At 44.5% G+C, this 14,219-nt stretch carries 18 protein-coding genes and 1 pseudogene; 6 read left to right on the top strand and 13 right to left on the bottom strand.

Annotated features, from left to right (window positions below):
• Positions 1–51: 51 nt before the first annotated feature.
• Both EHV15_RS25010 and EHV15_RS25015 read right to left on the bottom strand, forming a co-directional pair.
• Positions 52–1,188, bottom strand: coding sequence for an alpha/beta hydrolase (locus EHV15_RS25010; protein ID WP_128633615.1), 1,137 nt, complete (start codon positions 1,186–1,188; stop codon positions 52–54).
• 53 nt (positions 1,189–1,241) lie between these two features.
• A complete protein-coding gene (locus tag EHV15_RS25015; protein WP_128633616.1) occupies positions 1,242–1,901 on the bottom strand; it encodes a TetR/AcrR family transcriptional regulator in 660 nt (219 codons plus the stop codon).
• A gap of 84 nt (positions 1,902–1,985) precedes the next feature.
• On the opposite strand from EHV15_RS25015, the gene EHV15_RS38420 reads away from it, so the two are divergent.
• The gene (locus EHV15_RS38420; RefSeq protein ID WP_128633617.1) at positions 1,986–2,252 is read left to right on the top strand and encodes a stalk domain-containing protein; all 267 of its coding nucleotides are present in this window, start codon (positions 1,986–1,988) and stop codon (positions 2,250–2,252) included.
• Between the two features lie 63 nt (positions 2,253–2,315).
• On the opposite strand, the pseudogene EHV15_RS37590 reads toward EHV15_RS38420, so the two are convergent.
• Positions 2,316–2,465 (bottom strand): annotated as a pseudogene (locus EHV15_RS37590) (radical SAM protein); the annotation flags it as partial.
• A 319-nt stretch (positions 2,466–2,784) separates the two neighbouring features.
• On the opposite strand from EHV15_RS37590, the gene EHV15_RS25035 reads away from it, so the two are divergent.
• The 3 genes from EHV15_RS25035 (at position 2,785) to EHV15_RS25045 (ending at position 5,319) form a co-directional block, all read left to right on the top strand.
• On the top strand, positions 2,785–3,546 hold the full coding sequence (locus EHV15_RS25035; RefSeq protein ID WP_246061769.1) for an AraC family transcriptional regulator: 762 nt from the start codon (positions 2,785–2,787) through the stop codon (positions 3,544–3,546).
• Positions 3,547–3,627: 81 nt separating this feature from the next.
• On the top strand, positions 3,628–4,953 hold the full coding sequence (locus EHV15_RS25040) for a replication-associated recombination protein A (RefSeq protein ID WP_128633619.1): 1,326 nt from the start codon (positions 3,628–3,630) through the stop codon (positions 4,951–4,953).
• A gap of 24 nt (positions 4,954–4,977) precedes the next feature.
• On the top strand, positions 4,978–5,319 hold the full coding sequence (locus EHV15_RS25045; RefSeq protein ID WP_128633620.1) for an MmcQ/YjbR family DNA-binding protein: 342 nt from the start codon (positions 4,978–4,980) through the stop codon (positions 5,317–5,319).
• Positions 5,320–5,551: 232 nt separating this feature from the next.
• Here EHV15_RS25045 and xerS read toward each other — a convergent pair whose 3' ends face one another.
• The 3 genes from xerS to EHV15_RS25060 all read right to left on the bottom strand — a co-directional run bounded on the left by xerS (position 5,552) and on the right by EHV15_RS25060 (position 8,070).
• On the bottom strand, positions 5,552–6,622 hold the full coding sequence (xerS, locus tag EHV15_RS25050) for a tyrosine recombinase XerS (RefSeq protein ID WP_128633621.1): 1,071 nt from the start codon (positions 6,620–6,622) through the stop codon (positions 5,552–5,554).
• A 124-nt stretch (positions 6,623–6,746) separates the two neighbouring features.
• The gene (bglS, locus tag EHV15_RS25055) at positions 6,747–7,460 is read right to left on the bottom strand and encodes a beta-glucanase (RefSeq protein ID WP_128633622.1); all 714 of its coding nucleotides are present in this window, start codon (positions 7,458–7,460) and stop codon (positions 6,747–6,749) included.
• A gap of 163 nt (positions 7,461–7,623) precedes the next feature.
• Positions 7,624–8,070, bottom strand: a complete 447-nt coding sequence (locus EHV15_RS25060; protein WP_128633623.1) for a ferritin-like domain-containing protein — start codon at positions 8,068–8,070, stop codon at positions 7,624–7,626.
• A 175-nt stretch (positions 8,071–8,245) separates the two neighbouring features.
• Here EHV15_RS25060 and EHV15_RS25065 point away from each other — a divergent pair, with 175 nt between their 5' ends.
• Positions 8,246–8,719, top strand: coding sequence for an Hsp20/alpha crystallin family protein (locus EHV15_RS25065; RefSeq protein ID WP_128633624.1), 474 nt, complete (start codon positions 8,246–8,248; stop codon positions 8,717–8,719).
• A gap of 83 nt (positions 8,720–8,802) precedes the next feature.
• Here the strand turns inward: EHV15_RS25065 and EHV15_RS25070 are convergent, their stop codons facing one another.
• Entirely contained in the window at positions 8,803–9,501 is a 699-nt protein-coding gene (locus EHV15_RS25070) for a nucleotidyltransferase domain-containing protein (RefSeq protein ID WP_128633625.1), read from the bottom strand.
• 59 nt (positions 9,502–9,560) lie between these two features.
• Here EHV15_RS25070 and EHV15_RS25075 point away from each other — a divergent pair, with 59 nt between their 5' ends.
• The gene (locus tag EHV15_RS25075; protein WP_246061770.1) at positions 9,561–9,932 is read left to right on the top strand and encodes a YmaF family protein; all 372 of its coding nucleotides are present in this window, start codon (positions 9,561–9,563) and stop codon (positions 9,930–9,932) included.
• Here the strand turns inward: EHV15_RS25075 and gerPC are convergent.
• From gerPC to EHV15_RS25105, 6 genes are all read right to left on the bottom strand, one after another.
• Entirely contained in the window at positions 9,911–10,519 is a 609-nt protein-coding gene (gene gerPC, locus EHV15_RS25080; RefSeq protein ID WP_128633627.1) for a spore germination protein GerPC, read from the bottom strand. The two genes, EHV15_RS25075 and gerPC, sit on opposite strands and share 22 nt — an antisense overlap.
• A 105-nt stretch (positions 10,520–10,624) precedes the next feature.
• Positions 10,625–10,993 (bottom strand): spore germination protein GerPE, encoded by a 369-nt coding sequence (locus tag EHV15_RS25085; RefSeq protein ID WP_128633628.1) that lies wholly within the window; start codon positions 10,991–10,993, stop codon positions 10,625–10,627.
• Between the two features lie 3 nt (positions 10,994–10,996).
• Positions 10,997–11,182 (bottom strand): spore gernimation protein GerPD, encoded by a 186-nt coding sequence (locus EHV15_RS25090; RefSeq protein WP_425464451.1) that lies wholly within the window; start codon positions 11,180–11,182, stop codon positions 10,997–10,999.
• Positions 11,183–11,224: 42 nt separating this feature from the next.
• Entirely contained in the window at positions 11,225–11,434 is a 210-nt protein-coding gene (locus EHV15_RS25095) for a spore germination protein GerPB (protein ID WP_128633629.1), read from the bottom strand.
• On the bottom strand, positions 11,434–11,664 hold the full coding sequence (locus EHV15_RS25100; protein WP_128633630.1) for a spore germination protein: 231 nt from the start codon (positions 11,662–11,664) through the stop codon (positions 11,434–11,436). The genes EHV15_RS25095 and EHV15_RS25100 overlap by 1 nt, the downstream gene beginning before the upstream one ends.
• Before the next feature lie 213 nt (positions 11,665–11,877).
• Positions 11,878–14,052, bottom strand: coding sequence for a 5'-nucleotidase C-terminal domain-containing protein (locus tag EHV15_RS25105; protein WP_128633631.1), 2,175 nt, complete (start codon positions 14,050–14,052; stop codon positions 11,878–11,880).
• Between the last annotated feature and the right edge of the window lie 167 nt (positions 14,053–14,219).

The raw sequence follows: 14,219 nt of genomic DNA on the forward strand, positions 1-14,219 counted from the left end.
TCTGTACGGCTAGCTCTTTGACAAGCGTTTATCAGCAACCTCTCGGTTATGTCACTTATTGCTGGTCTTCTTGATCAAGTCCACGCCATCGTATGCCAGACTTTCCACACTTGCAGCCTTCTGCAGTAAGTAATGATCAAAAAAGTTCTTCGTATAGTCTGTAACAAGATTTCGCATTTCCATAGCATCCCGTTCGCCTCTGATTTCCTCATTAACACTGGTAAACACGATATCGCAGTAATCTAAATGCGCAACACGATCAACAGAGAAATAATAGGTTTCCATGCTATTGTTAGCGCCAATTATCGCATTCATGTTATAGTTAGGTTCACAAAACAGCAGCAAGAAGGGTTTCTTAAGGTCGCTGCCCTGAAGGCCGAACGCACCGCTATCCAAGCCAATCCCGCAGGCGAACCGGTCGTCGTCCCGGCAAACCATCGCCGTCGTAGCCCCTCCAAAAGAATGTCCGACTATGCCCATGCCGATGTCAAGCAACAATCTGCCCTTAAAGATGGAATTCTGCTCTCCAGAGTCCAGTTTGTAAAGATAATCGGCTACATATCTTACATCTTCTGCCTGTAATTCACTATACTCTGTTAACTTGGCAAGTATCGGCAGTGTAAGCACGTTACGGCACATCTCAATGGCAGTTTTATCGTCAGGCCGCATCTCCATCTTACCAGCCAACGCCAGCATCTCCGGATCTTCAGAAAACGCCGTAATGACATCCGAAAAATCCTTTGATACATTAAACAGGCGCCCATCTTTACGCTTATAGATCGTGCTGTTCTGATGGCCGATGCTTACCACAACATATCCCATACTTGCCAAGTCTGTACAGATCACTGTACCCCATTCTGGAGAACCGCCCCCGCCGCAAACATAGAATAACACCGGATAGCGCTTTTCCTTCCCGGAGAGAGCAAGGTCGTCGTAACACTGGGTCTTGATATCTATAGAGTAAGCATCCTTCAACGCGGTGAGAAGTGGCTGCTCATTTAACATTTCGTAGACTTCAGGAAACATGTACGTTGATGTAGTCTTACCTTCGCTACTGTCGGACGGATAGTACACAAACGCCGTCAGTTCTCTTTTTGAGTGATCTGATGCCGTGTACTCAAAATCCATCTGGGTTCGACCGACAGTATAGCCGCCAATTGGTTCTGGAAATGCGTCATAAGTTTTCATTTTCTTGCTCCCCCTTAATTAATAAAAGTGGCGAATGTGAAATACATATATTTCTACTCCTTGCCTTTCTTGAGATCGCTAACAATTTCAGAATATTTATGATCTTCAAGCAGCCCATGACTCATAAAGTCAGCAAAGTACTTGCTAATCTTATGTTGCAGCTTAGAGTCCTTAATATCGAATTCCCTAAAAAACATGACTAAATTAAACTGCATTGACTCAAACATAAAAGAAATCAGGTCGTCGTCAATATCAGGTCGGAGATATCCATCAACCCTCATTCGGCGTAAAATGTCCTTGATTAAGGGGAATGACTCGCCCTTTAGCACATTCAGATATATTTTAAGCAAAATGTTCTCAGGAATGTATAAAAGTGTTTCAGTGAGTTTGATTTCCAACTCATTCAGTGGCTCGGTCACAATGCCATTAACGTTACCAAATAAGCCAGTAAGGAAAAACTGGAAAAGGGAATCTTCATTACTGTTATTAAAATACGCAGCTCTTTTCTGGGTCACATTACGTATTAAGAGACAATAAAGGTCATCTTTGTCTTCAAAATACCGATAAAATGTTCCGGGGTGCATGGACAAACGATCCAAAACCATCTTAATAGTTATATCCTCGTAAAGATGATCAACAAAAAGATGCATAGCGCTATTAGATATTTCCTCGCGCCTTGCTTCATCTAAACGAAAGAAAGTATTTTTTGGCATAGGTTACTCCTTAATATGAGGTATGAATTGATTCACACTATACCGATAATCCATTCACATGTCAAGTAGTATTGAATAAGATTCATGGCGGAATCCTTGGGTTTTGGCGTCAAATGGGAGGGAAGCGGGGACCAGAAACATTTGGTTCTGTGGAAGGACAATACACATATCGATTTGAAGATTGGCGACAAAGTGGCTGTGGTCAATGAAGCGCAGATACAGATGGATACCAGCACAATCATCATAAAGGAAAAAATCCGACGGTTGCGTACCGCCAGGCCGCCAAGGAAACGGGCTTTGGAAAATTTGGAGGCATTTTGGATGAAACGTTTAACAATCCGGTCGGCTTAAAAACGCAGGAAACATTGAATCTGAAATCTACATAGCTCTGGCACATAAGGGAGCTAACTAAATGTATCTTTGAATAGGCATTTCTCTAACGTAGCAATACCTACATCCAAAAGCACAACCACTATAAGGATTTAATGAATGTGTGAAACCAACAGTGGAATCTCCTTTCATTTCAGTTAAGATTTTTTTTGCTATTATGCTATTAACCTGCATGTTATCCTTCCTCATTTTGGGTGCTGATACTCAATTAATTGAAGAACTATCGGATCAATTTTGTTTTGTCCTAATTATTATGATATGATCATTTTAGGTCATATATTAGATTCGATGAAGGCAAAAAGGGAAAATTTAATGATACTTTACGGACATTTCAATTCAACAAATACTCTTAAAGGAGGTTTGTGTAATCGTTCATTCATTCAAACAGGAAAATAATATAAGACCTCTTAAATATAAACCAGTGCTTTCTTACCCATACGATCTGGAGATTTTTAGTGTATCTTCTCTCAAAGAGCGAACACCAGAGGAACGTATGAAAATTACTTATCGTTATGAATTTTATATGCTCATTTGTGTCACGAAAGGAATGTGTACTCAATGGATCGATTTTGAACCCATCCCTTGTAAGGAAGGAACACTGATAGTAGTAACACCAGGACAAGTCCATAATTTTGGACACGATGAAAACTGGGACGGATGGGTTATTCTATTCCGTGAAGAATTCCTTCTTCCTGCTTCACTTACATTGAGTGAACTGAATTTAACGTTTGATATTGGAAGAACGCCTAATAGTATAACTTTAAATAATACAGAGCTGCATCGGGCAATCACTTTAATAGAGCAAATGGTTCAAGACTCTTTAATTCAAGTAGCCAAAGAGGATGTTCATATGTTGTTACGCTATCAGCTTTATGCATTCGTAACTTGGCTCAACATTATTCATAAACAAAAAAATATCCCTACTACTTCTCAGGTCTCACAAAAGTTTTTAAAATTTCAAGAATTAGTGGAGAAAAATTATGCCAAGTTAAATCATGTTAGTGACTATGCCGCCCTTTTAAATTGCACAGAAAAAACATTAACACGGGTTACGGTCGCAGCTGTTGGAATAAGTGCTAAAGCTTTCATATCAGCTCGAATTAGTCTCGAAGCTAAACGTTTATTAATGCATACAGATTACTTGATTAGCGACATTGCAGAAATGCTGAACTTTCAAGAAACTACTCACTTTAGTAAATTTTTCAAAAGGGAAACTGGCTATACGCCTGTAGAATTCCGAAAGCAGAACCTTTAATTAAATCATTCCGAAAGTACAGGGTTGGGGAATACATCTAAAAGGATTTGGTTTAACCATTATAGAAAAGGGAGTGACACTGTGATCCAAGGAACATTATTTGATAATGAACATGATCGACCGTTGGCTAATCGTGTCCGTCCTCAATCGTTGGAAGACTTTATAGGTCAAAAACATTTACTTGGCCCTGGAAAAGTTCTGCACGATATGATCAAAAATGATCAAGTATCTTCTATGATATTTTGGGGTCCTCCAGGTGTCGGCAAAACAACACTAGCTAAAATCATTGCCAATCAAACCAAGTCTAAGTTTATTGATTTTAGTGCAGTAACCAGCGGTATTAAAGAAATCCGAAATATAATGAAGGAAGCTGAGGAAAACAGGAAATTAGGGGAGAAAACCCTATTATTCATTGATGAAATTCATAGGTTTAATAAGGCACAACAGGATGCTTTTCTTCCGTATGTGGAGAAAGGGAGCATTATTCTCATCGGCGCGACAACCGAAAATCCATCGTTTGAAGTTAACTCAGCCTTGTTATCTCGTAGCAAAGTTTTTGTACTTCACCAACTAAGCAGTGAAGATATTGTTGAATTATTAAAAAAAGCGATCTTGGATCCTAAAGGATACGGAGAACAAAAGATAGGTTTAGAAGAGGGCGTACTTTCTGCTATCGCAGAATATTCAAATGGAGATGCCAGGGTGGCATTAAACACCTTAGAAATGGCTGTGCTTAACGGAGAGAAACAAGGTGAATATATTGAAATTAGCAAAGAAGGGCTGCTACAAATTATTCATCGAAAATCACTTTTGTATGATAAAGATGGAGAAGAACACTATAATATTATTTCCGCATTGCATAAATCGATGCGAAATAGTGATGTAAATGCATCTATTTATTGGTTGTCTCGAATGTTGGAATCAGGTGAAGATCCTTTATTTATTGCTCGTAGGCTAGTTAGGTTTGCAAGTGAGGACGTGGGTTTGGCAGACAATAGGGCTTTAGAAATCGCTGTTTCGGTGTTTCAGGCATGTCAATTCATAGGAATGCCAGAGTGCGATGTGCATCTAACACAAGCCGTTATATATCTGACCCTGGCTCCCAAATCGAATTCCGCTTACTTGGCTTACCGCTATGCGAAAAAAGATGCCCTACATTCCATGAATGAACCTGTTCCTTTGCAACTTCGGAACGCTCCAACGAAGCTTATGAAAGAGCTGAACTATGGTAAAGGGTATCAGTACGCCCATGACACAGAAGAAAAGCTAACAACGATGCAGACTATGCCAGATTCCCTGATCGGACGTGAATATTACCATCCGACAACACAGGGGTCTGAATTTAAAATTAAACAAAGGATGGAAGAAATTGCAGCATGGCACAAGAGAAACAATAATCATGAATAGCTTTACAGATAGGAGAATACCAAAATGAAATTAGAAGAAATCGTAGAATATTGTTTATCTTATCCAGCCTCATATGAGGATCATCCTTTTGGAGAAGGTTGGACAGCTATACGCCACAAAGGAAACAAGAAGATCTTTGCGTTAATATTTGAAAAAGATGATCATCTATGCGTTAACCTGAAATGTGATCCTGATCGATCTGATTTCCTTCGAAACGCATTTAAAGAAGTTAAGCCGGGATATCATATGAGTAAAGAGCATTGGAATACGATTATCTTAGATGGAGACCTTCCGGAGGATGATCTTCACGATATAGTAAAACATAGTTTTGACCTGACGAGACCCAAACGTAAAGTGAAAAAATAACTTATATAGATACGTAATTCAATCTAGTCAGGGTAGATACTCTTTGTTAATGGACATCATGAAAAATATGAGTGCTGGCAAGCTGGAGATAATGCAGAGTATACTGGAGATAATTGGCTTGCTTTTAGTCTTCACAAAGACATATGTACAAAATACGAGTTTTGTGAATAAGTATTGTTATTAAAATATAGAACCGGCCCGACCCGGCTCTTTGATCTGATTTATCTGCTTTTTACTTATCCATATTATTCACGGCTTTTCGCATCTCTTCATCCGTTAAATGCGTATAAATCATCGTAGTTTGGATTGATGAATGGCCCAATTGGTTTTTTAGTCTCGGTACGTCGTTGTTTTCTTGATGATAACGTGTCGCAAAAGAATGTCTTAACGCGTGAACGGTTAGCGCCGGTTTGCCGAACGCTGCCGCATATTTTTCGATCAGCTTCTCAATGGCTCTTGGCGTCAGCCGGCGGTTTGTGCCTTTACGGCCGATCGGCGCCGCCAAAAACAAGGAATTTTCCGATTTGTCCGGCGCATATCTTGCTTCCCGGATGCTCAGGTAATTTTCCAGGTCCGCTAAAGCTTGTTCACTAAAATACACGTATTGTTCTTTATTTCCTTTACGGATTACCCGGACCAATCCTTTGTTCATATCCAGATTCCCGATGTCGATTCCCGCAACTTCCGATAAGCGCAGTCCGGACCCAAGAATCAAGGAAACGATGGCGGTGTCTCTTTCGCGGTTAAACTCATGGAAACGAAAAATCCGCTTGTTGTCTTTGTTTTGCGCGCCAAAATCATACGCCACAAACTGCCGGAACCGCTCAAAATCATCATCCCGCAAAATTTTGCCTTCAATCCGGTTAGCGATCGTTTCCTGGCTTTCTTTAACGGCATTAAATTCTATTTTGGCCATAACATTACGCTGAATATACGGCTTTAAATCCTCGGTTTCCGCTTTATTCTGCAAATAATCGAACAACGATTTTAACGCGGACAATTTGCGGTTGATCGTATATTTGTTGTTTCCCAAACGGTACTCTAAATGGGAAAGAAAATTTTCGATCTCGCGAACCGTCAATTTTTCCAAGCTAGGTAATTCAACGTCTTTGCGGCTTGCTGCTGCGAGCTTTTCGGCGATCAGCCAGTCAAAAAAGATGATGAAATCATGACAGTAATTCAGCAGCGTCGTCGGCGACAATTTGCGTTTGCGGCTATCTATGTATTCGGTTACGTACCAAGGCAGTTCATTTAACTTTTCATCGATACGGTTCATATAATGCGCTTTTAACGTTTTATCCATTTCGGCTCGGCACCTCCTAAACCAAGCATAATTCTTTTTTTAATTATTCGTCAAATTATTATTTTACGTAATTATAAAAACTCCTGCAGCTGGACTAAAAAGCTCATGCCCAGCTGCAATCATATTAATTGCTCGTATATTTTACCCAGTCATATTCAGCGTACAACGGATTCGCTCCATTATAAGAACCTAACCAGTCATCCACTCCGGTTCCGTTCCATAGATTCATCATAATTTTGCCTGGCGTACTCGGAATATTCGTGGTGGCGGTATGTTTCAAAACACCGTCTACATACCATTTAATATACCCTGGCTGCCAATCGAAAGCATAGGTATGGAAGCCCTTTGATGCATCAAAGCCAAGAGAGATAACCTTTTCATGACCGCCAACCCCATTGGTATAATAGTTAAACTGCACTTTTGTCGTGTCTTTTCCTAGAAATTCGATATCTATTTCATCCCATTGTGTGCCATGAGCAGGTCCTGTATACGTGAAAAAGGATGAGACAATTCCTGTATTTTTGGCTGGCTTCATACTGACCTCGTACAGGCCGTATCCGTAAATGTTCGTTGATCGGTACTCCGCGCAGTCAAATTTGTTGTACGCAGAACTCGTTAAGCCCAGCTTGAGCTTTCCATCATTCGTAAAATTAACATTGTTGGCACGCCATGTGCAATTGAACACCCCCCCATTGGAATACCCATCTGCCTTTTCCCATGTACTCGGATTAAAATAACTTAATGGTTCCCAGAACACATTCCCCGCAAAAGCGCTTACAGAAAAAATCAAAGAAAACGCAAATGTGGTCACCAGTGTAAAACAAGACTTCTTTTTCATAAGACACCTCCAGAACGATTTTAAATATGAACGAAGTTGTGAGCTATGATGTTGGAATATTTTCCCTGGGTATTTATAGTATAGCGCTTACATTGAAATGCGGCAACCTGTAAATAAATACCCGACCAGTTCCCTGATACCAGTCGGGTTCTAATATCGCTTTTTACTTTTTCCCGCCCACCATAAAATACAAAAACCAGACGGCATGATTTTGTTCATCGGAAACCGTACGTTTAAATAGTTCCTTGATATAGGGATCGTGCGCTTTATCTGCGATTTCCAGGTACTGGTCAACCGTTTTTTGCTCATCCAAAAAAGCGCCGATCACTCCCGACCGGTAATCGGCCGGGCACCGTTCCGTTTGCCGCGGAGTCGCTTGCGTGCCGGTTAACGAAGCATAGAGTTGCAAGAAGCTGTGGTAGTGCCGAATCTCGTCTTGACGGATTTCCATAATTCTCCTCTTTATCTCTTCATCCGGAGCCATGCCGGCCAATTGTTCGTAGCAGATGATCGCGTTGTATTCACCGTTTATGGCGCGTACGATGTCAGGGATTAAATTTTGGTCCGCAGAGACGCGAAACGGATCGTAAAAATCGAAATCATAGTGCAAACTAACCTTCCCCTCTCGCTCTATTCAACCCTAGGCTATGCAGCCTATAGGCATTTGGTGCAAGGTCCGCATAAAGGAAAAGTCCGCGCTGTTTTTCCGCATCACTTGCTACCGTTCGAACATGAACATGCTCTGCTGAATAAACATAGACATATAATGATGTAGGTGATGCCATATGCGAAATAAGGGCGGTTTGACAAGCTGGGAAGAATTCGAAAAGAATATGATGGAGCAATTTCCGTTTTTGCCTAAGAACTTCACTCAGGTAAATGCCGCCAGAAATCTATCCTGGGTAGGCGACTTTGTCCAAAAGCAGCTTCAAAAGTCCATGCCAAGCGATATCAATATCCCTATCTTCAATAACAAAGCGGTGAATTATAACCTTTACGAAACACACCGCAATCTAATTGTCCGATTGCCTGTTTCGGAGCATTTCTCCCAAGACCAACCTAAAGTCTCGGTTAATCGCAACAAGCTGCGGATTGTTTTTCCGTCCGGGGAGGAGCAGGAAATCCAGCTCAAAAAACAAGTGAACCCTAGAAAGTCCCGCGCAAAATACAAGGAAGGAATTTTGGAAATCCAAATGCCCAAGTTGCCGGAATCCCAAAATTTTCGCGATATCTTTATCGAAAGCGAAAACGAGGAATAAAAACGAAGGAAAAACACGCCCCGCCTGCAAAGCCGCAGCGGGGCGTTCTCCAGCCGATTTTATTTTAAATGAACATCAAAGCATCATTCCTCATACCCGTCAAGCAGCATTCCTCCATATGGTTCCAATGCCCGGCTGCAAACCCTGACCAGTTCGCCCGGATCATCCCGAAGATATAGCGTTTCCAGCCCCTTCTCCAACTCCGCCGCTGTTTCGGGAGCGTACTTTTGCAAAAAACGGTATAAGTGTTTCCCCTCGCCAAGCCATTGGTTGTTGGCCCGCAGGATAAACTCGCTTAATAATATGAGGAGCTTGCTGGCCACAAACCATGTTTCACAGCGTGGAATTTGGCCTTGCAAATCCGCGATTTTGTCGGAAATCGTATATCTGGCGAAATCCAGCTCTGCTTGCGACCAGGGCAACGGGCCATACTGCAGATCGTTTTGTGCTTCTTCGATAAATTTCAGGCCGTTTTGCCGCGAAGCCAAAACAACGCCCCCGGTCACCAGTCTCAGCAAAGTGGGATTGGCCGCCTGCAATCCTTGGTCGTAGTGTTCCCTGTAATTCTCCGGAGTAAGTACAGTACATTCGATGATCCAATCCATAAAAGAGCTTACTTTATGAACATAACCCGGATCCTCTTTTTCAAAAACGACGATATCCAAATCCGAAGCCGCATCATGCTGGTTTATACTGGCGCTGCCGCCCAATATCGCTAACATGCAATCGGGATAATGCTGAGCTACAAACGTTTGAGCGTCCTCCGTTGGCGAATTTCGCATAGAATCCCCCTTCTCCCCGTATCAATAAATTATATGAGCACATGAAGGGAAGCGTACCGATGTCTGTAACAAATTGTCAGGCGCATGCACATGAGTTTTATGGTTCGACATCCATCAATTTGGGCCATCGGCATAACGTCCGGTTTTTTACTTATCCTGTTAATGGAGGCCCCGGAGACTGCCACTTTCATCGGTTCCAGGGAATCACTTTTGCCCTGAATCAACATTTCCATCGGTTTGAAGGCTACACCGGCCCGCCGGTTTATTTGCCTGACGGGTCGCATTTTCATATGGTTGACGACGTTGTGGATGACGAACCATTCGAATTTAGAGGCCAATATTATAAAACCGTAGAGGACATCCCGCGGCATCGCCACAGTTTTCAGGGGCGAACCGGCCCCCCGCTGGGTTACGAACCTTCCAGTTGGTGAAAGTAATCGATATATTTATCCGTCGCTTGCACCAGGTCATCCTTTAAACGCCGCTCAACCTGCTCATGCTGATCATGAACGTTCGCGTCCTCTTGCAATTGGGCCATATAGAAGGCAAGGCGGTCCTCGATTTGCCGGCTCATATCGTCCATGATTTTTTGCAACTGATCGGCCGTGAGGTTCAAATTGCGATGATTTGCTTTCTCGGCAAGCAAGGTGGCGATGTCCTCTTTTATGTATCGCTGCATTTCGATTTTGATGGTTTGGATAGACGATTTGGTTGGATCGCCGGGGTCCTGGCCTAGTGAAACGTCCTCCGTTTGTTTGCCGGCTACCGATAGATCTTCAATTGTTCCTTGATCATTAGGACTAATTCCGATGATCAGAGTACCGTTGAGGTTCTCTACTTTCAACTGCTCAAAATTGTAGTCTATTTTTTCGACATGCTGTCTCGGCATGGATTGTAAGGCCTGAAGTTGCTTCTTCAGCGCCGACATTTCATTTTCCAATAGAAACAATTTATCGTATTGCCAGCGTAAGGCATGATTGATCTGATCCAGCCAATGATTGGGGTAATGTCCCGACAAAGCCCCTCCTCCTTTCTTTTTCTTTATCAATGTATGCTAATCCATCGCATGTCTTGCAAAGAATTAGGTACATGGGAGGAAAATCACCAGACCTCGCTTTGGCAATTAATCGCTTGGTATAAGATGCCTGATGTGCTTGGTGCGGTTCTTCGCGTCAAGTATCGCGGTATTGCCGATCTGCAACCCGGCGGAAGTTGAAATCCCCAAGATATAAAGATTGTTCACGCCAATGCAGGGGCTTTTATTCTCTTGCGTAAAAATGACTTCCTCATTGATTTCTTGGGAGGGAAACGGTTGAAAGAATATGGGCAACTTCTCCAATTTCCCCTCATCCCCCCAAAAGACAGGGATTTGGCGTTGTAAGGCGAAAACTTGCGAATCCGGAAAGATTCCCCATACATCTCCCACATGAACAAAAGAAGAATAAATGACGAAAGTGACTTTCAGCCGATTAACACAAGATGTCCGTATCATGGTCTACCTCGCAAAAGGAACAAGCGGCCCAATAATGAGGGATTCCGGCGGAGTATCGAATATGGAGGAGAGCCGAATGGAGCCGGTATCCCCAACCAAAACGACTGATGAACTGCCCACTGCCAAAATCTTAATGTTGTCCACCAAAATTTTATCGTTTGTAACATCCAAGCGAATTTTTTCGTTCACCCTTTTCACACCTTCCGCTTTAGCATATGTAGCGTCGGGTTATCATCGCCCGCCAAATGGAACCACCGGACCCGGCAAGGCAGCCGGACCCGTTGGGGCTGCCTCCGGGGCGGGACCCGTAAACCCTCCGGTATTGTACAGATTGGATAACGATTTTATGATCCCGGCTGTTCCGATTTGCAAAACTGAAGAATTTGAAATTCCGTTAACCCGAATGCACTGAATCGAAATGGTCTGCTGAACATGTATCATTAGGCTAAGGTCCCTCCCTTGGTGACCGAACCATCGACAACAGCGGGGTCAATGGTTAGGGTCGTACTCAAGCCGCTGTTCGTAACGGGAAAATCCCCGGTATTAAACGATCCCGAGCCCGCAAATGTTTTCGTGGCCGTTTGCGGGGAGATAACCAGCGTATCGCCAAAGTGAACCACACCACCGGAACTGATGTTAATGATCTTTACATTTCCAACGATTGCAGGCATCAGTTAAACACCTTCTTCCTCCACTTCGTCCCGCAGCTTAAAGCCGATCTGTTTTTCGGGCTAGGTAAGTAACCATTTCCTCGGTCCCTTCATCATATGGAGCAAAGCGTCATTTCGTTACGGATCATCATGCATCATAAATGGCAGACAACGAAAAAACCGCCCACAGTAAATGTGGAGCGGTTTTTTGAACTTTAATCGAACGTGCCGGTCCTATTCGCTCAGCGCGGACATAATCATCAGCACCAAATCGCTGCGGGTGACTTGCGATGTTTGTTCCAGTTCCAGTCCGCTTAAAACCTTGCCAGACACCGCGGAGATTAAGGATGCGGCCTCTTTAACGGTCAAGTTCTGCTCAGGGCGGAAAGCGGTGTCCGCAAAGCCGTCCGTATACCCCGCTTGCTTAAGCGCGGAAACGGCTGGCAATGCCCATGGCCCGATACTGTCTTCATCTGAAAATCCGGTTTCGGCTACCGCGTCGCCCAGATTGAAGGCCCGGCTCACCATCACCGCAAATTCGGCGCGGGTTACGAGCCCATCCGGACGGAATGTGCCGTCGCCGTAACCGTTGATGATGCCCGCGGACTCTGCCCGGGCAATCGCCGACTTATTGGGATCGTTTGCGATATCCGTAAACCGGGAAGCGACATTCTCCGCTGCTTGCCCGCCGGCCTCGCCACTGCTTCCTGCTTCGGCCGGAAGCGCCGCTCCTTTCAAATCCGTGATGCGGCCTTCCGTTTTGAGGTTTACCGTTCCTGCTTTGTCTAAATATTCGCGGAACACCTCATAATCGACCAGATTCAGTTCATAGAAACGCCCGGCGTCTTTGGCTTGCTTCATCGAGCTGTAGAAGTCTCCGCCGCCGGCCATATAGGAGTTGGTGGCCACGATGTAGTTACCGTTTGGATCGATGTCGGAATATGTGCCGTCTTCATTTAGAATTTGTACTTTAACGATGCGTTGTCCGGATTGCGTTTTCTGTCCGGTTACATCGTCGACGACCTCAGGCTGCTTGGTCGAATCATAATAGAAGCGCAATCCCGACACCTGCGGGAAGCGGCCTTCCCCGTTTTCGACGCCGCTTACGCCGTTCTCCAATGCCGCAATGATTTCATTACCGGTCATCTTAAGCGCGGTCAAGTTGTTGCCGAACGGCATCGTCGTCAGCAATTCGCCAAGCGTAATATCGCCGGCGTCGATCGAGGCGCGAATGCCGCCGCCATTTTGGATCGTCACATATCCTTTCACATCGGGTTCCTTGACGATGCTCATCACTTTCGAGCGCATGCCGTCGGCTACCAAATCGCCCAGATTCGTCTCCTGCTTACGTACGCTGTCACGTTCGCCGTCAAGGGCAACGTCCGATTCGCCGACAACGGTTTGCTTCAGCTCTTCCAGCGGATCGGCGTATTCGGCCAGTTTGGCTACCGCTTCCGCATCGCCTTTAATCACGTAATTGTCGGCATCATCCTGCGCATTAAGGTCGATCAGCCCGCCTTTCCATTCCGTCAGCACGCCTTTATCGTCAAACGTTACATCCAGTTGGCCCAAATGTTCGTTATATTCACCCGTCTGAACGATCAGCGTCGGTTCCGTATCGGCGTTATGCACCTCAGGAACATCTAGCTGCGTGTGGGAATGACCGCCGACGATGATGTCGATGCCGTCCACCGCTTCCGCCAGTTCCTGATCTACCGTATAGCCAAGGTGCGATAATACGATAATTTTGTCGATGCCTTCCGCTTCCAGCGCGTCCACCTGCTTTTGCGCGCTTTCTACTTCATCATTGAACTTAATATTTGGCCCCGGCGAAGACAGCACCGAAGATTCCGGCGTGGTGAGGCCGATAATGCCTACCTTCTCGCTGCCGATTTCCTTGATGACGGCCGGATAGATCTTTCCATCTTCCCCGGGTTTTCCAAGCTCGCTGTTGGCCATGCCGCTGAGCGCCGGCTCCGTGCCGAAATCGACGTTCGCGCTTACGAACGGGAACTTGGCCTGCTTCACAAACTCGGCCAATGCCGCGGGACCTTTATCGAACTCATGGTTCCCGAACGTCATGGTGTCGTATTTCATTGCGTTCATAAAATACAGATCCGCCAGGCCGCTAAATTGATTAAAATAGAGCGTTCCCGAAAATACGTCGCCCGCATCCAAGAGCAAGGTATTCCCCGTTCTGGCTTCCTGCACGGCCGTGACACGCCGGCCGATGTTGTCCAGATGGGCATGCGTGTCATTCGTATGTAACACCCTAAGCTGAAACTCCCCTGATCCGCTTGCGTTTTCGGCTGCGCTGACCGGCGTCCCCAAGGCCGTACCGGACGCAAGCCCAGCCGTAATCACAGCGGCCGCAAAAAGCTTGGCGAATGACTTGTTCCCCAACTGCATAAAACCCATTCCTCCTCATCCCATATAAATGCATTACATTAATAAATATAAGTTTAATAGAGTTGGGTGTAAACAATTTAAACAAATAATGCGAATCCCGCTGGATGACCATAATCAGGAAAGATGCTATACTGAATGCAAGCCCCTTGCGGGCTTATTTTCTTTAA

It is taken from the genome of Paenibacillus oralis, assembly GCF_003863965.1.
Classification (GTDB): Bacteria; Bacillota; Bacilli; order Paenibacillales; family Paenibacillaceae; genus Fontibacillus; species Fontibacillus oralis.